Consider the following 19,678-nt stretch of genomic DNA (forward strand, 5'->3'; position numbering starts at 1 on the left):
ATGCATAAGCAGCTCGGAATTACCTTAATTGAGATGATGATTGTCGTGGTGATCTTGGGGATCCTCTCCAGCATCGCTTACCCGTCATATCAGTCCTATGTTGGGCGGAGTTATCGAGCCGAGGCACATAGCCAGTTGCAGCAGATTGCCAATCTACAGGAGCAGTATTACCTCGACCAACGCCGATTTAGCATGAATTTGGAGAATTTAGGTCTAGTCACCAGCTCCGCTAACGGGGACGCCATCGAAACCGACAGTGGCCGTTACACCATAGCGGTAACCTCAGCAGCGGGGTATACCCTTACCGCGACGGCACAAGGAGCGCAATCTACCCTTGATTCAGATTGTCCGACGTTAGTGCTTACTATGACCGGTTCTAAAACGCCGCCGGCCTGTTGGTAATGGTTCGAATGTCGAGCCAATACCCGCGGCAAAAAGCTTCGCCTCTATATTCCCCAGACACTTTGCCTTACACTTGCCGAGCTGATTAATGGATAGCTTGGTAGGGTATGAGTAAGTCGTTGAATATCGCCTTAGCGCAAAGAAATTATATAGTCGGAGACATCGAAGGTAACGCCAGTGCCATCTGTCTAGACATTGATGCTGCTGCACAACGTGGAGCAGATCTGATCCTGTTTCCTGAGTTGGCATTAACCGGCTATCCGCCGGAAGACCTATTACTGCGTCCAGATCTGATGGATCGCTGTCGGGTTCAGCTTGAGGTGATACAGCAGCACAACCCTAACATCGGTGTAGTGGTTGGTCATCCGCATATGGAAGAGGGCGAGTTGTTTAACAGCGCCAGCCTGTTTCATAACAACCAATGCCTTGCGCTTACTCACAAGCAAAAGCTGCCTAACTACCGCGTTTTTGATGAACAGCGATACTTTGCCAGTGGCGATAGTAGCTGTGTGGTCGAATTTGCGGGCCATCGGTTAGGGTTGTTGATCTGTGAAGATATTTGGCATCCAGAGCCGGTGGCGCAACTACGTGAGCAAGGCGCCGAGATCCTGCTAACCATCAACGCGTCGCCGTTTGACATGACCAAGCTGAATGAGCGACTCAACGTACTCGAAGCCTGCAGTGCCGAAGCAGAGTTGCCGGTGGTCTATCTTAATTTACTCGGTGGCCAAGATGAGTTGATTTTTGATGGTCACTCAATGGTGGTTGATAGCCATGGCCGGATCACCCAAGAGTTGGCTCAATTTGAGTCCACTTTGGCGCTGGTGCAGTTTGTTGATGGTGAGCCACAGCCGGGCGAGCGAGTAACACCACCGGCAGCGGCCGCGCAGATCTATAATGCGTTAGTGCTGGCGGTTCGTGATTACATCAATAAAAACCGTTTTAACGGCGCGGTACTTGGACTGTCTGGCGGTATTGATTCCGCTTTAACCTTGGCTATTGCGGCAGATGCCATTGGTGCTGATAAGGTTCAAGCGGTAATGATGCCGTTTAAATACACCTCAGACATCAGCCAAACCGATGCCGCGGCGCAGGCTGAAGCGATGGGAGTGGCTTACGACAGCGTTTCCATCGAACCAATGTTTGATGCCTTTATGGGTCAGCTTAAGCCGCTGTTTGCTGGTGCTGAGCGTGATACCACCGAAGAAAATCTCCAAGCACGCACCCGTGGGGTTTTGCTAATGGCGCTATCGAATAAGACTGGGAAAATCCTGCTAACTACCGGTAACAAAAGTGAGTTGGCGGTGGGCTACTGTACCCTCTATGGCGATATGTGTGGCGGCTTTGCGGTGATTAAGGATCTGCCTAAACAGTTGGTTTATAGCCTGTCTCGTTACCGTAACAGCCTGTCTCCAGTGATCCCAGAGCGAGTAATTACTAGACCGCCATCGGCGGAATTAGCACCAGATCAGGTGGATCAAGACAGCTTGCCTCCTTATGATGTACTGGACGATATGTTAGAACGTTATGTTGAACAAGATCAGAGTGTTGCCGATATTGTTTCTGCAGGGCATAACGAAGCGGATGTGCGCCGGGTGATCCGCTTGGTCGATCTGAATGAATACAAACGGCGTCAGGCCGCGGTAGGACCGCGGGTGACCCCTAGAGCCTTTGGTAAAGATCGTCGCTATCCGATCACCTCAGGCTTTGGCAAAGCAAACTGGTAAAGGACAACGATGAAAAAGCTCGAAGCGGTAATTAAACCATTTAAGTTAGATGACGTACGTGAAGCCCTTGGCGAGATCGGTATCTCTGGTATGACGGTGCAAGAGGTGAAAGGTTTTGGCCGTCAGAAAGGCCATACCGAGCTTTATCGCGGCGCTGAATACATGGTCGACTTCCTTCCTAAGGTGAAGATTGAAGTCGTGATCAGCGATGATATGCTGGATCAAGCAATTGAGGCCATCGTTGACACCGCGCGGACGGGCAAGATTGGTGATGGTAAAATCTTTGTCACTGAGATTGAACGGGTAATTCGGATCCGCACCGGCGAAGAGAACGACGACGCCATTTGATCCAGATCGGCTGCATATACAAAGGCGCCGATTGGCGCCTTTGTTGTTTGTCCAGCCACTCATTTTTATGGTCTTGGCTAGTGTTAGTCGCGCTAAGACGAAAGAGGAAACACCATGAGTAACTCCCCAAGTGCATTGGCGTTGTCTGCTGTGCGCAAAACCTACGACGGTGGTGTTGAAGCCCTCCGCGGTATCGATTTAACCGTTGAGCAGGGAGATTTCTTTGCATTACTTGGCCCTAACGGCGCCGGTAAGTCGACCACCATTGGGGTGATCAGTGCGTTGGTCAACAAAAGCAGTGGCAGCGTGCAGGTTTTTGGCCATGATATCGACCGGCAACTTAATGACGCTAAGCGCTGTATTGGCCTCGTTCCGCAAGAGTTCAACTTTAACCAGTTTGAAACCGTGTTACAGATTGTGGTTAACCAAGCCGGTTACTACGGTGTGCCACGAGCTGAAGCGGCGGTTCGCGCTAAGACCTATCTAACTCAACTGGATTTGTGGCAAAAGCGCGATGCGCGCGCGCGCGAATTGTCCGGTGGCATGAAACGTCGCCTGATGATTGCTCGTGCGCTAATGCACCGTCCTAAACTGCTGATTTTAGATGAGCCTACCGCAGGAGTGGATATTGAGATCCGTCGCTCCATGTGGGAGTTTCTTAAACAAATAAATGAAGATGGCGTCACCATTATTCTAACCACCCATTACCTTGAAGAAGCTGAGATGCTGTGCCGTAACATTGGCATTATCGACAAAGGTCTATTGGTGGAATGCACCAGCATGAAATCGTTGCTGGCCAAACTGGATGTCGAAACCTTTGTTTTAGACACCCCTGTTGATGCCCCTAAAGCGCAGCTACAAGGGTTTGATAGTCGTCAACTGGATGATCATACCTTAGAGGTTGATGTCCCTAAAACCGCTAGCCTTAACGCCGTGTTTGCTCAGTTAAGTGAGCAGGGGATTGAAGTGTTGTCGATGAGAAATAAAGCTAATCGCTTGGAAGAGTTGTTTGTTAACTTGGTTGAGAACGGTCGCGAGGATAAAGCATGAGCCACCCTTATTGGATCGCCCTAACCAGCTTAGTACGTAAAGAGATCAATCGCTTTACTCGGATTTGGGTGCAAACCTTGGTGCCACCAGCGATCACCATGACCCTGTATTTTTTGATCTTCGGTAACCTGATCGGTTCTCGAATCGGCCAGATGGGCGGCTTCAGCTACATGGAATTTATTATGCCAGGCCTAATCATGATGGCGGTGATAACTAACTCTTACGCTAACGTTGCTAGCTCCTTCTACAGCGCCAAATTCCAACGCAATATTGAAGAGCTGATGGTGGCGCCGGTACCTAATATATTGATCATCCTAGGCTATGTTGCTGGTGGCGTGACTCGAGGTTTGTGCGTCGGTGTTATCGTTACCTGCGTCGCGATGATGTTTGTTGATATTCAGGTGCACAGCTTTGCCATGTTGCTGATAACGGTACTGATGACTTCAACCATGTTCGCTCTCGGCGGCCTGATCAATGCGATCTTTGCTCGAAGCTTTGACGACATTAGCATTATCCCAACGTTCGTATTAACGCCGTTGACTTACCTTGGTGGTGTGTTCTATTCAATCTCGCTGCTACCAGACTTTTGGCAGGGGGTATCGCAACTGAATCCAGTGGTATACACCATCAACGCCTTCCGCTATGGCTTTTTAGGTGTCAGCGATGTCAGCGTTGCCATGTCATTGGGTCTAATGGCGACATTTATTGTGGTGTTAACTGCGGTTGCTTACCGCTTGATCGACAAAGGCATAGGGCTACGTAGCTAATGAATAACGGCAATTCTCGGGCGATTGAGTCTAATCAACAAGGGCTACATGAAAACCTCGATGCAACGGTACAGCGGCACCTACAGCATCAATTTCGCGCCCCGTATGCTGCTCACAGCATCGAGCTGTTTGAGCAACTAAAGCAGTGGAAAGAACAAGATGGACGCCCTTTGGTGTTGGACTCTTGTTGTGGGGTCGGTGAATCCACCGCTAACTTGGCGAAGCGTCACCCTGACGCGATTGTGTTAGGAATGGACAAGTCTGCTGCGCGGGTGGATAAACATGAGCATTACCATAGTGGTGTAGATAACTATCGGGTAGTCCGTGCCAATCTCAATGATCTATGGCGCATGATGGCCGAGGACAACTGGCAGCCAAGTCATCATTACCTGTTGTACCCTAACCCATGGCCAAAGTCGTCCCATCTGCAGCGACGCTGGCACGGCGGACCGCTGTTTCCGTCATTATTGGCATTGGGCGGGCAACTGGAGCTACGCTCGAATTGGCAAATCTACTTGAGTGAATTTCAGCGGGCGCTACAACTGGCCGGGCATGATGGTGAATTTACCCCAATGCCGAACGATCAGCCATTGACGCCATTTGAGCGTAAGTATGGGCAATCTGGACAACCGTTGTATCGACTTGTGGCGGATTTAACCATAAAGCAGTAGCTTTGGCCGTTCAATATATCCAATTTAACAAAAAGTTCTTATATATCAATAGCTTTGTTGTTGGCATGATATTGGCTTGTATCTCGCTATTAAGATCATCAGAGATTGCGATTATGTCGAGAAGTCAGCTGAAATGGTTAATGGTTTGCGCGGGGGCAACCATAGTATTGTCGAGCCAAGCGTTGTTGGTCTGGGCCATCCGTTAAGCCACAACCAGTTTGAAAACCAGCCCAGAACTGCAATTCTGGGCTCTGTGTGCTTGTTACTCTTGTTCAGGCAGTTCGCGGCTTTGCTCGAGTAGATCAACCAATTGGTGACCCACTGCGCCGTCGCGCCATGAATTGTTGCTTTCCTGTACCGACTCCGTCGATTGTTCTTGCTGATTGTTCTGTTCCATCATCTTGCCTGTCTAACAGCTAAACCTTTTCTTTAAATAGCATTGAATTGAGTGAATATCGACCAATTTGAGTATTTATAGCTTAAAGTTGCGACTGTGGCGTCACAGCAGAGAACTCGGCGCATTATTAAATTTGTTGTTAATCAAATTGTTAATCAGGAAGTGCAGTGCAAGGTGCGGTGCAAAATCCCAACTTCCTTGTTGAATGCGCGGTTTGGATACGGTGTTTCTGGTTGGTCACATTGTCTCACTTTTGCTCTTTAGGTATATAATGTGACATTACGTTATCATTATAGGTTTGAATTGGCGTCTTTGTTCTCTAAAGAACATGTTTGGGGCGATTTTTGGATGAAGTTAGGGCACTTTATATGACATTTTGTCCCTTTCGTTTTAAAAGTTAGGCATAAAGCACAGTTGTTACCCAGAATGCTGACTACAGTGTGCGCTAATCAAGAAGTAACGTTCTAGGAGTTTAAAATGACAACCATGGAAACCAACTCTTCAATGAGCTGGGGCTCGCCTAATCAAGCGCGGTTTCGTCAACGAGATCAGGTACTAGTTCGTTTGGCTGAAAAACTGTTGAAAGAGCAGGGGTTGGTGTCATTTCGCTTCTCAGAATTGGCCCCATTAGCAGGGTGTAGTGCCGGTACCTTGTATAAACACTTCTCTAGTAAAGAAGACCTTTTGATCGCTATTTTTGCGCATCATATTGAGCATCTTGTTGAACGTCAGCCACATTTGATGAGCTGCGATCTCAGCTTCGCTGAGCGCTGGGTAGCGATGCATCTTCTGTCGGTGCTCGCTAGCCAACGTAGCAGCTGGACTATCGGTATTAATGGTTTAGGTGGTGCTCCCAAAGTACTTGACCGAGCTACTGAATACCGAGTTCAGGAACTGAAAATGTACTTAGATCAGTTCTATCACGCGATTCTTCGTGTGGTTGAGGGCGCTCGTATTCAAGGTGAACTTTCTGCTACGGATGAACAGGTTTCTTTGGTGCACAGCATGTTGACCTATGTTGAGCGCGGAGCTTGTGGGATCCTCGGTAACGAGTTAATGAGTAATGCGGTTAAGCCGCTTGATAGCCGTCAGATTTTTGATGCGTGCGCTATCTACATCAACTCACTGAATTGGAATGCGCCATTACGAGCAGACTCTTATGAGAGAGTAATGGCTGAAGTTGAACACCAATTGGCGGAGTGCGAGCGGGAACGTGAGCTAGTAAACGCACTGTAATTGATTGGATGATATGAAAAAGGCTGCGATTGCAGCCTTTTTTGATTCTAGCCTCTGGGGCTAATCATTGGCTGTGTACCAATTAAGCGTTGTTGTTTCTAATACAGTTAAAGCACCAGCTAGGCGAGCGCCGATACAAGGGGTTAAGCACTACCGCCGTTGACCTTCTGCCGTAAGGCAAGGGGGATTCCAAAGGGGGCGAAGCTTCCCCCCCTAATGCATACAAGAATGTGCCGTCGCCACCGCAACATCCTCCCCGCAAAAGCACCGAAATCGGTGAAGCCGAAGGCTTAAGATAAACTTCAACAGCTAACTACGACACAGCCTAATCATTTGCGATGACAGTAGTGTCGGTGCAACGCTGAGCCGTTGCCCAGTTTGAGTTAAGCTGCGTGACGACGGTTGCTGTTATTAAGTGTGCTGATAAATTCTGGTCTGGCCGCCTGCAACTGTTTACGTTGTTCGTCGCTCATATTGGCTTCCGGAAGGCGCAAGGCTTGGCGGTTTAAGCGCTTTTTCGCATCGGGGTTTAACCGCAGTAATCCAACCGGACCTTCGATTGCATAGTGCTGAATATCTTCAGCTTGCTCTAGGATCCCCACTCTGAGTAGTTCACTTACCGCAGGATGTTTGCATGGCATCTTAATTACACTGGTCCCTTGCAAGAAAAATTCCCGCAGAATCGCCCGCTCCTGTCCATCAAGCAGTGAGATTTTTTGTTCCATCAACTGAGTTTGTTCTAGCTGACGACGCTTATAGGTTGCTTTATATAGTACCCACTGCAACCACTGGGCTCCGAGAAAGCAAGCAGACAGCACCACGGTTAGACCAATGCCGAAACCGTGCTGTTGTACCCACTGTTGGAGGTAGAGCGATTGCAGTGTTGGAATTGGCAAGGTCAGTAACGCCAAACTAGCGGTGAGCAACCACATCGCCAACCGACTACTTATGCTGCCCCAATCAATACGGCTGAGGTATTCCCAAAAGTTATTCATTTTATTCGTCACAATATTGGCACTGTCAAAAAATAAGCAATCTCAATGCCAATATTTGGAGTTTATGGGGGCAGGCAATGAGAGCAACAGTTTTGCCAGCTTGGTACAATAGGTTAGCGCCATTTCGGTACTGCGAATGATTCAATGATCAAGGTACCTTGGTCAACAGCCACCTTGCTTGGCCCAGCTTCTTCGATTGAGGTAAAGCGCTCTTTGCCTATCTCAAAGGCAACCCGTGGGTGCAGTTTTTTCAGTACCTGTACATTTACGTGCTGGTAGAAATCCGCCAACGTGGTTTCCAGCTGTTCCAGTTGTTGTTGGTTTTCGTTGAGTTGAGATTGGTGATCGGCGACCAGCGAATCGATGGCAGTAATTTCCGCTTGCCCAGTACCCTCGGTGAGTAGCTTTTTCTTGTGCAGCTGCAGGGTAATGATCTCTTTGGATATCTCTGAAGGGACGTGGTGTAGTTGTTCTATCTGGCGTTTAAGATCGTGGTAGTCACGACCAATGGTCACCCGAGTTTCGGCGCCAGCTTTGGCACCAAGTTCAACGCAGTAGAGTTGTCGTCTTGCGGTGGCTTTGCCGCCAATCAAACCGCCTTGACCTCGCTGTGGGTCGCCGATAAAGATATTCTGCTCCGACTGCAATAGGCAATGCTGACAGTGAAGTTCAACACTTATGTCACCAATTGCATTGATGTCGGTGTATTGAGCGTACTGTGCCTGAATATTACCGCCGGCCTGTAGCTGCGCTGCTAGCGTACCGTCCTCGCGTTGACGACCAATGACACCTTGATTTACTAAGATGTCACCACCAGCTTTAATGATGGCTCCCTCTACCGAGCCGCCAATGTGTATGCTACCAGTGGCTTCGACCAGCATGCCTTCCTCGACATTACCTTTGATTTCTATCGCACCGATGAAATTAAGGTTGCCGGTGCGTACGGTTACTTCGTTGACGGAAAGCAGCTCTTCTACTGCGATACCGTTATTAATTTCCATCGGTAGGCCAGTGCGAGCGGCAATAATCAGGTGCGGGTCATTAGGGCTGATTTCGGCGCCGTCACCGGCGATAAAGGCCGCGACTTGACCACGTTCGGCCGGTAACACGGTACCGTAAAGATCGTAACCATTCTTGCCTGGTTGCGGCGGGTGACGACGCATCAGTAAGTCACCACGACCAACCATCTTCGGGCTGCCTAGATTACGCATATCAACCCGTTGCTCATCCTTTTTTTGTGGCGTGAGCTTGCGCTCACTAGGAAGTGCAACCAAACGTTCTAGGTAACCATCTTTGCCTTTTGAAGGTGGCTTGCCTTGGGCAATGGTTGCTTGATGTTTGCTACCTGGTTGGGCGCTGCTATTACACTCTAACAAGCCTTTGATGGCTCTGCGGCTGAGGCCGTGTTGTACCTTTTGCGCCTTAATTAACGGAAGCAATTGCTCCAATGTGGCGGGCTTGCCACCGCGGGGGAGGGTGATAGTGGCGACGAGGGCCATCAGATCTGGTTCAACTTGAAGCTGCCAGCTGCCATCGACTTGGGTTGCTACCCGCAGAGGGATCGGTGCATCGCAGTTTTCAAGCTTGAGTTCAGTTAAGGTTTTTTCCCATAGGTCATGGTGTGGTTCGAACTCTCGGAAGCGACTTTTTTTGAGTAGCTTTTCAATATCATCGACGTTGAGTTGTTGGTGCAATTGGGGATCGAGACTGATGCTGACCTGACGGGATGCCGGTTCCCATAGTAACGCTTGTGTATTCAACATCCGGTTAGAACTTCCATTACCACTTTGAGTAATGATGTTTCATTCTAGTAGGGAAGTTCAAGCGAATTAATCACAGAAACAGAAAACCCCTTGGCTCATAAGAACCAAGGGGTTTAAATCTGGTGCAGATGGGGAGACTTGAACTCCCACGTCCTTTCGAACACTAGCACCTGAAGCTAGCGCGTCTACCAATTCCGCCACATCTGCAAATGTGGTGCTCAGAGAGAGACTTGAACTCTCACGTCCTAACGGACACTAGCACCTGAAGCTAGCGCGTCTACCAATTCCGCCACCTGAGCATATTGACCTGATTGAGTGTTGTTGGTGCAGATGGGGAGACTTGAACTCCCACGTCCTTTCGAACACTAGCACCTGAAGCTAGCGCGTCTACCAATTCCGCCACATCTGCGGCACTAACAACAATACAACCTTACGATGATTTGGTGCAGATGGGGAGACTTGAACTCCCACGTCCTTTCGAACACTAGCACCTGAAGCTAGCGCGTCTACCAATTCCGCCACATCTGCGAATCATCGTTGGTACGGGGGCGCATTATAGAGAGATTGCCGATTCGGTCAACCACGAAAGCTGTTTTATCTCGCATCTGCATAGATTTTGAACTTGCTGTCCTGATCTACGATATTTACGCGACCAAAAACGTGATTTAGATCGTCCCCATAGGGCAAGTGGTGGTTGGCGACGATGATCAACTGGCCACCGGGATTCAACATCGCTGCCGCATCGCGGATAAACTTCTTAGCCACATTGAACGATTGATCCAGACCACTGTGAAATGGTGGGTTAGAGACGATAAGGTCAAACTTGCCTTCCACTTGGTCCAAGCCGTTTGATGGGTATACGTCACCCATAAGCTGATGATCTTGCAATGACACTTTAGCTGCTTCAATTGCCATAGCATTGATGTCGACCATATGTAGATCGATCTTTGGATTACGTTTGGCCAAAAAGGTACCGATGATGCCGTCCCCACAACCAAAATCGAGTACTCGACCCTGCGGTAACAGTGGTAAATTCTTTAACAGTAAGGCGGTGCCTTGGTCCAAACTACCGTGACCAAACACCCCTGGTAGTGAGGCCAGTGACAGGTCACCATCAGGAGTTGCGACATTATGGTGCCGCCACCAGCGCTCTGGTTGCCACGGTTGCTGTTCAAAGTTAACCCCACGCAGTAATTGGCAGTGGGCACCGGAAGCCAGCTTCAGTGCAAATTGGCTCCAAGGTTTGACTACCTTAGCGGCGGTACGGATCCCACCTTTATTCTCTCCAACCCAAAACAGATTCTCACCGGCGCTGACGACACTGCTGGCCAATGCGGTTAGTAAGGCGAGTTGCTCCTTGGCTTTTGGCAAGCGGATCAGAGCGGCATCGAAGTTGTTACGAGGTAACTGATTGGGATGACAGCCAAAAAGCACGGTGGCGCCAACGTTGTTGTTTAGCAGCAGTTGGTAGTGGGTGAGATCTTGAGCCAAAACCGTCACTGAGGCACAGCGTTCGACCAGCAGGGGCAACAAGTTGTCGCCATCTGCATTGAGTATTAGCAGGTGCTTGCCGTCAAATTCTTCAAGGTTCTTTTCAACTAAACGGCTGGGATTGGAGAGCTTCATAATATCGTTGTAACGGCTGGTTTGGTGGCAATTATACGCTCAATTAGGGTTCCTAGCCTACACTCTGTTTTTACGAATATTTATCACTGGGATATGACGCAATAATGGGATGGACAAGGATGGTGTGCGTTGGGAGCAATTCCTTGTACAGCAATATGTTAATCGACGTAATGGCATTGCCCAATAGGCAGCCGCAGCAATATCTATTTAAGCGTTGCGGTTGTAGCTGCTGGTACGTTGTTGTGAGTCACTCGCAATGACGAACGCCCCTAAGCAATTCATAATTAGCCTGCGCTGGAAGTTCATTCTGTCGTTTGTCGCGATGTTGATGCTAATAGGCGTAGTAATAGGCGTAATGGCGATGAACCGCTTTAACCAACAGCTTGAAGAGGTGATTAGCCAAAAACACGATAGCCTCTACCGCGATTATCAGCACCGACTTCGAGCGGAGCACAACCGTCTGATCGAGCTGAATCGAGAGATCCTTTTCCGTCTGAGTGACAAAAAGGGCCTATTGCAGCTGCAACATTTGCGCTCCGAGCTCGATGAAAACTGGAGCGATTTTGAGTTATTTGGCGGCTTATATGGATTACAGCTGCTCGACGCTGAGTTACAACCGCTGTTAATCGCAGGCATTAATCTGAACTTCCAACCGGTTTGGACCAGCGCTCAGCGAGCTATCGGCACCCCAAGCAGTTATATCCATTGTGAACAGGCTTGTTACGTCGGTTTATTGGTGCCGATTGTGATTGACGGCAAACCCAGTTTCATTTTGTACACCACTAGTTTTGAAGCCGTGATAGCCCCCTTGGTGGAGTTTCATCAGGTCCAGTTGGCTGTGCTTGGTGGTGCTAGTGAGCCAAGGAAAGGGGCGTGGGGCCGTAATGTGCTTAGCTTGTCAAATCGCTCAAGTAATATTCATGTGTTAGCAGAAGTGAGCCAACGTTTGCCGTTGCAAAAAATTCTGTTAGAACCGCAGCGATTGCGCTTTCACAACAAAAGTTGGTCTTTTACTGGCTGGGAATTAACGAATGAGGGTGAACAACTACTGTTGTTTAAAGATATCGGCAGCTTGGCCGAGGGCGAACGCTCATTTATTCGCGATCTAGTCTCTATTCTGCTGATAGCTGGGGTTCTGGCGAGTGTGCTGGGATTGGCGTTGTTTTGGTTGCCTTTGGCTCGTATTCGTCGCTTAAGCAAGGTATTACCGCTGTTGGGGCAGAGTCGCTTTGATGATCTTCGCCGTCGCTTAGGTCGCTCTGATCAGCGTTGGGGCGATGAGCTGATTTCTTTGGAGAATGCGACGCTTGACGTGGCTGGGCAATTGGAGCGTTTAGAGGGCGATTTAGAGCGCTATACCGAAGAGTTGCAACGAATGGCGATGATCGACTCGTTAACCGGGTTGCCCAATCGGGCCATGTTTCAGCACGAACTCTCTAAGGCGCTCAGTAGTATTGGTCGAACCGACGATCAGATCTCACTGCTGTTTTTGGATCTGGACGACTTTAAGCGAGTAAACGATACCCTCGGTCACGATATTGGCGATGAACTACTTAAGGCGGTAGCCAATCGTCTACAAAAGAGCGTTCGCTCTATGGATACTGTTTGTCGCCTAGGAGGCGATGAGTTTACCGTTATTGTTCGTGGTTTGGAGTCTGAGCCCGACATCCACCGTATTATTCATCAAATATTTGCCAGCTTGCAGCAGCCGCTGCAACTGGGCAATCAAACCCTGCTCATTAGCACCAGTATCGGTGTGGCTTTCTGTGATAACCCGATGATGCACTCAGATGAGTTGATCAAACGGGCCGATCTGGCCATGTATCAAGCCAAGCAGGCCGGACGCAGTAACTACCGAGTGTTTAATGAACAGATGCAACAAAGCGCTTCTCGACGGCTGCAGCTCACTAAAGATGTTGAGTTAGCGATAGATCAGCAGCAATTGAGTTTGGCGCTGCAGCCGATAATCTCGTTACAGCAAGACCGTGTGGTTGGGTTTGAGGGCTTGTGCCGCTGGCACCACCCAGTGCGAGGGTTGATCATGCCAGGCACCTTTATGAAGGAGATTGATGACTCCGTCTCTGGTCGCAAGGTTGGTTTTTATGTAATTGAACAAGCTTGTGAATTGCTGGCTCGATTGTCGACTAAGTTAGCCAACGATGAGTTTTACTTATCGCTTAATCTGTCGCCGTGTCAGTACCTTCAGTCTGGGTTAGTGGAACACATTAGAGCGCAGTTACAACGGCATCAACTGCGACCTAACCGGTTAGTGCTCGAGTTGACAGAGGAGGTATTGATTAAAAGTTTGGATGTGGCGATGCAAGTGATGCATCAACTTAAAGATATGGGGATCCAGATCGCCATTGACGATTTTGGGACCGGCTATTCCAGCTTGACCTACCTGAAACAATTGCCCTTTGATCTGCTTAAGGTCGACCAAGGCTTTGTCTCCGATTTAGACAACTCCGATGTTGACCGCAATATTGTTACCAATGTTATCGATCTCGCTCATACCCTTAATCGCTCGGTAGTGGCGGAAGGAGTCGAGAACCATGATCAACGTCAGTTTTTAAAGCGAATAAATTGTGACTATGCCCAAGGCTATCTGTTTGCAGCGCCGATGGATGAACATCAATTAGTAAGCTCAATGGTTAAGCTTGGCCCAGAGCTTAATTGGAGCGATTCAGAGAGTTTATCGGGAAGACGTTCACCTAGTGAGAAATAGGCAAGCCAAGCAATTTTCGCAGCGTTGTTGGCTCAAGCTGGTGGATAGAGCCAAGTCGTTGCAGCTCTTTGCTCAATAGGTTTTGTGCAGCGAAGCTATTAACATTGCGATAGTTGTTGAGATAGTCGAAATCTGAGGTGCAGATACACACCATCTTCTTGAGCGGTTCTTGCGGTGTCGCGCGGTAAACCAGATTTGGGCAAGCCTCTTTACGCCAAGAGGCTTCAACACAATCTTGGGCCGCTGCAAGCGGCCCAATCAGGAGTAATCCCAATGTGATGATTGGCTTAATCACTTTAACCGACGCTCGATCGAATCCATCAGCATCGCACTGACATTGGTACCAAAGGCGTTATCGATCTCCTGTACACAAGTTGGGCTAGTGACGTTGATTTCGGTAAGGCGGTCGCCAATCACATCCAAGCCAACAAAGATCAGCCCACGTTTTTTAAGCTCTGGAGCCACAGCGCGAGCGATGGCCCAGTCGCTGTCAGACAGCGGACGAGCTTCGCCACGGCCACCGGCAGCTAGGTTGCCGCGAGTCTCTTTCCCTTGTGGGATACGAGCCAGACAGTATGGAACCGGCTCACCATCCACCACTAAGATGCGCTTGTCACCCTGTTTAATCTCAGGAATAAACTTCTGCACCATGGTGTAAGTACTACCTAGTGCCGTTAAGGTTTCGATGATAACGCCGAGGTTATCGCCCTCAGGCCCGACCTTGAATATGGATGCCCCGCCCATGCCATCAAGTGGTTTGATAATGATATTGCCATGCTCGGCATGAAACTCGCGGATCTTATCTGCGCGACGAGTCACCAAGGTGGTGGGGGTATGTTCGGCAAACCAGGCAGTGAATAGCTTCTCGTTACAGTCACGTAGGCTCTGCGGCTTGTTGACGATCAGGGTGCCTTGCTCTTCAGCACGTTCTAGCATGTAGGTGGCGTAGATAAACTCGGTATCAAATGGTGGATCCTTGCGCATCAGGATCACATCGAGCTCGGCCAGTTTCGCTTCACGGGCCTCCCCAAGCTGATAGAAGTCATCGGCATTGCGCTGTACCGAGAGTGAACGCATGCGCGCAAGCGGTTCTCCCTGCTCTAGGTAGAGATCAGCCATCTCCATATAATACAGCTCGTAGCCACGGGCTTGTGCTTCAAGCAGAAACGCAAAGCTAGTGTCTTTGTTAATGTTAATGGACGAAATTGGGTCCATTACTATGCCGAGTTTGATCATGGGTTCTCCTAACCTAAGTCGCCGAAGCGAACCTGTAACGCGGTAATGGCGGTTAAGGCTGCAGTTTCAGTACGCAACACTCGCGGGCCTAATAATATATCGGTAAAACGCTGCTCACTGGCGGTGGCAATCTCTGTGGCAGATAAGCCACCTTCAGGACCAATCAGTAATCGCACCTGCTCAACCGGAGTTGGTAGCGTATTGATGCTGTATTGTGCCCGTGGATGCAAGTTCAACTTTAACCCATCGTAAGGCTCTTGTAGCCACTCTTCTAACTTCATTACTGGGCGAACTCGCGGCACTACATTGCGACCGCTTTGTTCACAAGCTGCAATGGCAATCTTTTGCCACTGTTGCAGTTTTTTCTCGAGGCGATCGCCGCTTAGCTTGACACCACAGCGTTCAGACCACAGCGGGGTGATGGTGTTCACGCCGAGTTCAACTGATTTTTGGATAGTGAACTCCATTTTGTCGCCACGGGAGATCACTTGGCCCAATTCGAGATCCAGTGGTGACTCGCTGTGTTGCTGCTGCAGTTCGTCGATCATTACCTCGACTGACTTTTTGCCGCTGGCGGTGATGGTTGCAAGGTATTGATCACCGTTGCCATTAAACAGCATCAACTGCTGCTCCGGTTGCATCCGCAGCACTCGACCAACGTGGTTGGCGCCATCTTCATCCAGTGATAACGCTTGCCCTACTTGAATAGAGCCAGTTTGATAAATTCTTGGGATCCGCATGCTGATTACCTAAATAAACGCCAAATCATGTGCATTGTTGAGCAATGTAAGGGTTTGACCAACCCTGCTTTGAGCTAACCAATCGGTGTCGCTTACATTCACTTTCAGTTGCTGGATACATAGTATGCCAGCTTGAATAGAGCCTTTGCTGCGATTTTGACAGGTTGATACGGTAGTGTTCGGCCATGTATAGGTAGCTTCGGGCTATCTGGCCGCGCGCACGCTGTGGCGGCTGTACTTTTCTGGCTTTAAAGTCGACTACCATTTCGCATCGACCGTACTGGGTTGGTCGACCATTCCAGTCGCTGAAAGCGTAGTTAGAGCGGTCACCATTAACCTCGCCAATGGCAGGGTAAAGGTTATGCATATCCGCCTCCATCGCTTTGAAGCGTTTGTCTTTACGACAGTTCTTACGGCCACCCTGCTGCCAGCATTGAAGCTGATGGCCGAATTGCCATGCCGGCATTACGTGCTCCCACTCGATCCGAGTCGCACGGGTTTGTTGCTTACGAATTTGATAACCACAGTCAGCTAACTGCGGTACCAATTTCTTGCCTTGAGCTTCGAAATCGCAACCGCAGTAGACCGATTTTAACGGCAATTCTGCTTGGTACATCGTGGAAAGGGTTTTCTTCGCGGAGCGAAATGAGCTTGGTGCTGCCACAGCGGAAACGCTGAGCAAGCTTGCCAACAAAACAACGACAACAGGCATATAGGGAACAACTTACTGAATAAATTAAGACAATTGCAAAGGGCTGCGACATAAACGGCACTGATATTGTGCCTGACCACGCACCACTTTGTTGTGGCGGCGAATAGTAAGTTGATGCTCTTGGCAATTGCAACGGTAACGAAAGGTTTGCGGCTTAACTGCTGATACATCAAACTGATGACGTACCGCTGGTTCGAGTCCAAATACCCCAAGCATTACTCGCTGCCATTCGCGGCCGTGGGGTTTAACTTTACCGTGTAGTTGCCACACCAACAGGTGTGCCACTTCGTGGGCAACCACCTGATTAATAAACTCAGTTGGATTCTGCTTGGCCAGAACCAGATTGAATCGTAACTTGTTTATCTGCAGGTAAGCTGCCCCAGCGGCTTGGCCGCGCATGGCAAAGCTAATCTCAGGACGGGGAAATTGTTGTTTGAGCTGGGCTTCCGCTTGTTGATAGCAGTGTTCTACTTGAGCGCAAAGTCGTTGTTGGATAGAGGCAGTCATTGACGCGAATTATACCGCGCTTAATGAAGTGCGACTACGCTGTTTACCTTGAGGTCTTGAGTTGAACGCTTAAGAAGCACTAGGTCGACCGCAGAAGGTCGACCTAGTTTATTGATTTTATTTGGCTATAGCGTTGCTGCCCCTGCGGCGATCATCCCTTCAAGTTGACTGACGATGGCCTTGATTGCGGCTTCATCATAGCCGGCAATACGTGGTGTATGGATATGACCGACTGGAATGTTGCTTCCCATCAGTTGCCCCAAAAGTACTGCGCGGTAGCTGATCTCATTGGAGAGATAGCCACCACCGGAGCCTTGTACCGACACACTGTCGTCGAGTCGTGATAGCGAGGTGGCATTGACCTTACCGTTGGTGGTAACGACGTTGCGATTATCGTTAATGACGTACGGTCCTGGGGCTTGTTGCATCACCTGGTATGGCAAGCTGAACTCAACAAATTCGGGGCCATGCAATACCTTGCCGTTAAGGTGTGGTGGTAACGGCTGTGTTTGGCTGGCTCCGGTTAAGATCTGCAGGTTATCGGTCGCGGCGGCCGAACGGTTACGACCTGGGAAGTGCTCGAGATCGAAATTATCACGACCCATCGATACGGTTAGGATCATGTCGACGCTACTATCGCGGTAATAGGGGGTAAGCAGCGACTCAATCAGGCCATCATCGAAATCCTGAAAGCGCACTGGGATCATCACCGTTTCAATCTGTACCTGCTTTGAGCCGAGCTGGAAGGTCATGCCATCGAGCGCCAGTGCCGCGACACCTGAAGGGTTCGACTGGCCGATATTTTTATCCAGTTGGAACGGGTCAAAGCCAGTCAATAGGATGCGAACGTGGCTGTTGGGATCAAACTTTACATCACTGAAACCACGGGAAGCTTTTTCAAAACTGGTTAGCAGAATATCTCGCTGCCATTGCACCATATTGAAACTCGGCTGTTGTTGTTTCAAAGCAATACGTGCGGCTAAACGATCCCAGTAGAGCGAGCGATCATCAAAATGGCCACTACGGACGTCGTTAACCGCACGTTGCCATAGGTTCTTACCATCTTCAGCCACTTTATGAGTGACGGTCAATTCGTTGCTGTCGGCGCGATAACGGCCGAGCAACTGCTCGATCTGTGGTTGATAACGGCCGGTAACATCGGCTAGTTCGGTGACGGCGTTGGTGTATCGTTGCTCTTCGATATTCATCGGTGCAGCGAATGCGGTACTGGTTAACAGTGATAAGGCAAATAAGGCTTTAGCTGTCATGAAACGCTACTCCTTTAGCGAAATATTGCAGTTAACTTACCTTGTTAAGTGTTAATGGGCAAAGCCAAGTAGTTGTTGAATAAATAAAAATTATAAAAAAACCCGCACAAGGCGGGTTTATTTTGCAAAGCGGTCTTACAGACCAGCTTCTTCGCGCAGCACCTCTGCTTTGTCGGTTTGCTCCCAAGGGAACTCAACGCGACCAAAGTGACCGTAAGATGCGGTCGGCTGGTAGATAGGACGCTCTAGGTGCAGCATCTGGATCAGGCCGTATGGGCGCAGATCGAAGTGCTTACGTACTAAGGCGATTAGTTTATCTTCAGGCAATTTACCGGTGCCGAAGGTTTCAATGCTGATGGAGGTCGGTTCAGCCACACCAATGGCGTAGGAAACCTGGATTTCACAACGATCAGCCAGCCCAGCTGCAACGATGTTTTTCGCTACGTAACGGGTTGCGTATGCCGCAGAACGGTCAACCTTCGATGGATCTTTACCTGAGAATGCACCACCACCGTGACGAGCCATGCCGCCGTAGGTATCAACGATGATCTTACGACCAGTTAGACCACAGTCACCCATTGGGCCGCCGATAACGAAACGGCCGGTAGGGTTAATGTGGAACTTAGTGTCCTTGGTGATCCACTCTTGTGGCAGTACCGGCTTGATGATCTCTTCCATCACGCCTTCACGCAAATCGTCTAGGGATACAGACTCAGCGTGCTGAGTAGACAGTACTACCGCGTCAATACCAGCAACGCTGCCATCGCTGTTGTAAGCGAAAGTAACCTGAGACTTAGCGTCTGGGCGTAACCAGTTCAGGGTGCCGTTTTTACGTACTTCAGCTTGGCGCTTAACCAAACGGTGAGAGTAAGTAATAGGTGCTGGCATCAGGACGTCGGTTTCGTTAGAGGCGTAACCGAACATCAAACCTTGGTCACCAGCGCCTTGCTCGCGAGGATCGGTCTTATCAACACCCTGGTTGATGTCTGGAGACTGTTTACCAATGGCAGACAGCACTGCACAAGAGTTAGCGTCAAAGCCCATGTCAGAGTGGGTGTAACCAATATCACGTACGGTTTGACGAGTGATCTCTTCGATATCTACCCAAGCGGAAGTGGTGATCTCACCACCTACCATCACCATGCCGGTTTTTACGTAAGTTTCGCAGGCAACGCGTGCCTTAGGATCTTGCGCCAAAATGGCGTCCAGTACTGCATCAGAGATCTGATCAGCAATTTTATCCGGATGGCCTTCGGATACGGATTCGGATGTGAATAGATGACGTGCCATATAAGGAACTCTCTCGTCGGGGAAACAAATTAGGGTGTAGAAGCATCTACGTCTGGACGGCTATTCTATGGACTTTAATTAGGAAAGTCAGCGTTGAAGATCAAATTGTGACGATTAATTAGCACAATCGAGGCAAGTTTAGTTGCTGTTTCGCTGCTTTGGTGGGGCAGAGCGTGGTCATGTTGCTAGAGGCTGAGGGCCGGATTCGGTCATTTGGC

19 protein-coding genes and 4 tRNA genes are annotated in these 19,678 nt (G+C 49.4%); 8 read left to right on the forward strand and 15 right to left on the reverse strand.

The features are described from left to right. The 6 genes from HER31_RS00450 to trmB all read left to right on the forward strand — a co-directional run bounded on the left by HER31_RS00450 (position 1) and on the right by trmB (position 4,965). Entirely contained in the window at positions 1-402 is a 402-nt protein-coding gene (locus HER31_RS00450) for a type IV pilin protein (protein ID WP_168658767.1), read from the forward strand. Between the two features lie 107 nt (positions 403-509). Beyond that, complete coding sequence (locus HER31_RS00455) at positions 510-2,129, forward strand: NAD+ synthase (RefSeq protein WP_168658768.1); 1,620 nt, start codon at positions 510-512, stop codon at positions 2,127-2,129. A gap of 9 nt (positions 2,130-2,138) precedes the next feature. Continuing rightward, entirely contained in the window at positions 2,139-2,477 is a 339-nt protein-coding gene (locus HER31_RS00460) for a P-II family nitrogen regulator (RefSeq protein ID WP_168658769.1), read from the forward strand. A gap of 114 nt (positions 2,478-2,591) precedes the next feature. Further along, positions 2,592-3,527: an ABC transporter ATP-binding protein gene (locus HER31_RS00465; protein ID WP_168658770.1), complete on the forward strand. Its 936-nt coding sequence runs from the start codon at positions 2,592-2,594 to the stop codon at positions 3,525-3,527. After that, positions 3,524-4,294, forward strand: a complete 771-nt coding sequence (locus tag HER31_RS00470) for an ABC transporter permease (RefSeq protein ID WP_168658771.1) — start codon at positions 3,524-3,526, stop codon at positions 4,292-4,294. The genes HER31_RS00465 and HER31_RS00470 overlap by 4 nt, the downstream gene beginning before the upstream one ends. Next, a complete protein-coding gene (gene trmB / locus HER31_RS00475) occupies positions 4,294-4,965 on the forward strand; it encodes a tRNA (guanine(46)-N(7))-methyltransferase TrmB (RefSeq protein ID WP_168658772.1) in 672 nt (223 codons plus the stop codon). Before HER31_RS00470 ends, trmB begins: the two co-directional genes overlap by 1 nt. A 262-nt stretch (positions 4,966-5,227) precedes the next feature. On the opposite strand, the gene HER31_RS00480 is transcribed toward trmB, so the two are convergent. Next, a complete protein-coding gene (locus tag HER31_RS00480; protein ID WP_168658773.1) occupies positions 5,228-5,365 on the reverse strand; it encodes a hypothetical protein in 138 nt (45 codons plus the stop codon). A gap of 474 nt (positions 5,366-5,839) precedes the next feature. Between HER31_RS00480 and HER31_RS00485 the strand changes: the two genes are divergently transcribed. Next, entirely contained in the window at positions 5,840-6,598 is a 759-nt protein-coding gene (locus tag HER31_RS00485; protein ID WP_168658774.1) for a TetR/AcrR family transcriptional regulator, read from the forward strand. Positions 6,599-6,981: 383 nt separating this feature from the next. On the opposite strand, the gene HER31_RS00490 is transcribed toward HER31_RS00485, so the two are convergent. From HER31_RS00490 to HER31_RS00520, 7 genes are all read right to left on the reverse strand, one after another. Continuing rightward, entirely contained in the window at positions 6,982-7,593 is a 612-nt protein-coding gene (locus HER31_RS00490; RefSeq protein WP_168658775.1) for a superinfection exclusion B family protein, read from the reverse strand. A gap of 113 nt (positions 7,594-7,706) precedes the next feature. Beyond that, positions 7,707-9,356: a DUF342 domain-containing protein gene (locus HER31_RS00495; RefSeq protein ID WP_168658776.1), complete on the reverse strand. Its 1,650-nt coding sequence runs from the start codon at positions 9,354-9,356 to the stop codon at positions 7,707-7,709. Positions 9,357-9,476: 120 nt separating this feature from the next. Then, positions 9,477-9,563 (reverse strand) — tRNA-Leu (locus tag HER31_RS00500). 5 nt (positions 9,564-9,568) lie between these two features. After that, positions 9,569-9,655, reverse strand: a tRNA-Leu gene (locus HER31_RS00505). Between the two features lie 23 nt (positions 9,656-9,678). Continuing rightward, positions 9,679-9,765, reverse strand: a tRNA-Leu gene (locus HER31_RS00510). A 32-nt stretch (positions 9,766-9,797) separates the two neighbouring features. Further along, positions 9,798-9,884 (reverse strand) — tRNA-Leu (locus HER31_RS00515). Between the two features lie 66 nt (positions 9,885-9,950). After that, a complete protein-coding gene (locus tag HER31_RS00520; RefSeq protein WP_168658777.1) occupies positions 9,951-10,982 on the reverse strand; it encodes a methyltransferase in 1,032 nt (343 codons plus the stop codon). A gap of 256 nt (positions 10,983-11,238) precedes the next feature. Between HER31_RS00520 and HER31_RS00525 the strand changes: the two genes are divergently transcribed. Further along, positions 11,239-13,707 (forward strand): putative bifunctional diguanylate cyclase/phosphodiesterase, encoded by a 2,469-nt coding sequence (locus tag HER31_RS00525; RefSeq protein ID WP_168658778.1) that lies wholly within the window; start codon positions 11,239-11,241, stop codon positions 13,705-13,707. On the opposite strand, the gene HER31_RS00530 is transcribed toward HER31_RS00525, so the two are convergent. The 7 genes from HER31_RS00530 to metK all read right to left on the reverse strand — a co-directional run bounded on the left by HER31_RS00530 (position 13,694) and on the right by metK (position 19,460). Continuing rightward, a complete protein-coding gene (locus HER31_RS00530; RefSeq protein WP_168658779.1) occupies positions 13,694-14,002 on the reverse strand; it encodes a hypothetical protein in 309 nt (102 codons plus the stop codon). The genes HER31_RS00525 and HER31_RS00530 overlap by 14 nt on opposite strands. Beyond that, positions 13,999-14,943: a glutathione synthase gene (gene gshB, locus HER31_RS00535; RefSeq protein ID WP_168658780.1), complete on the reverse strand. Its 945-nt coding sequence runs from the start codon at positions 14,941-14,943 to the stop codon at positions 13,999-14,001. The genes HER31_RS00530 and gshB overlap by 4 nt, the downstream gene beginning before the upstream one ends. An 8-nt stretch (positions 14,944-14,951) precedes the next feature. After that, the gene (gene rsmE, locus HER31_RS00540) at positions 14,952-15,683 is read right to left on the reverse strand and encodes a 16S rRNA (uracil(1498)-N(3))-methyltransferase (protein WP_168658781.1); all 732 of its coding nucleotides are present in this window, start codon (positions 15,681-15,683) and stop codon (positions 14,952-14,954) included. A 25-nt stretch (positions 15,684-15,708) separates the two neighbouring features. Further along, a complete protein-coding gene (locus tag HER31_RS00545) occupies positions 15,709-16,395 on the reverse strand; it encodes an endonuclease (protein WP_168658782.1) in 687 nt (228 codons plus the stop codon). Between the two features lie 24 nt (positions 16,396-16,419). Beyond that, positions 16,420-16,902, reverse strand: a complete 483-nt coding sequence (locus tag HER31_RS00550) for a SprT family zinc-dependent metalloprotease (RefSeq protein WP_168658783.1) — start codon at positions 16,900-16,902, stop codon at positions 16,420-16,422. A 125-nt stretch (positions 16,903-17,027) separates the two neighbouring features. Then, positions 17,028-18,170: a C15 family peptidase gene (locus tag HER31_RS00555; RefSeq protein ID WP_168658784.1), complete on the reverse strand. Its 1,143-nt coding sequence runs from the start codon at positions 18,168-18,170 to the stop codon at positions 17,028-17,030. A gap of 135 nt (positions 18,171-18,305) precedes the next feature. Next, positions 18,306-19,460, reverse strand: a complete 1,155-nt coding sequence (gene metK / locus HER31_RS00560) for a methionine adenosyltransferase (RefSeq protein WP_168658785.1) — start codon at positions 19,458-19,460, stop codon at positions 18,306-18,308. Positions 19,461-19,678 lie beyond the last annotated feature (218 nt).

The sequence above is a fragment of the Ferrimonas lipolytica genome (genome assembly GCF_012295575.1).
Classification (GTDB): Bacteria; Pseudomonadota; Gammaproteobacteria; order Enterobacterales; family Shewanellaceae; genus Ferrimonas; species Ferrimonas lipolytica.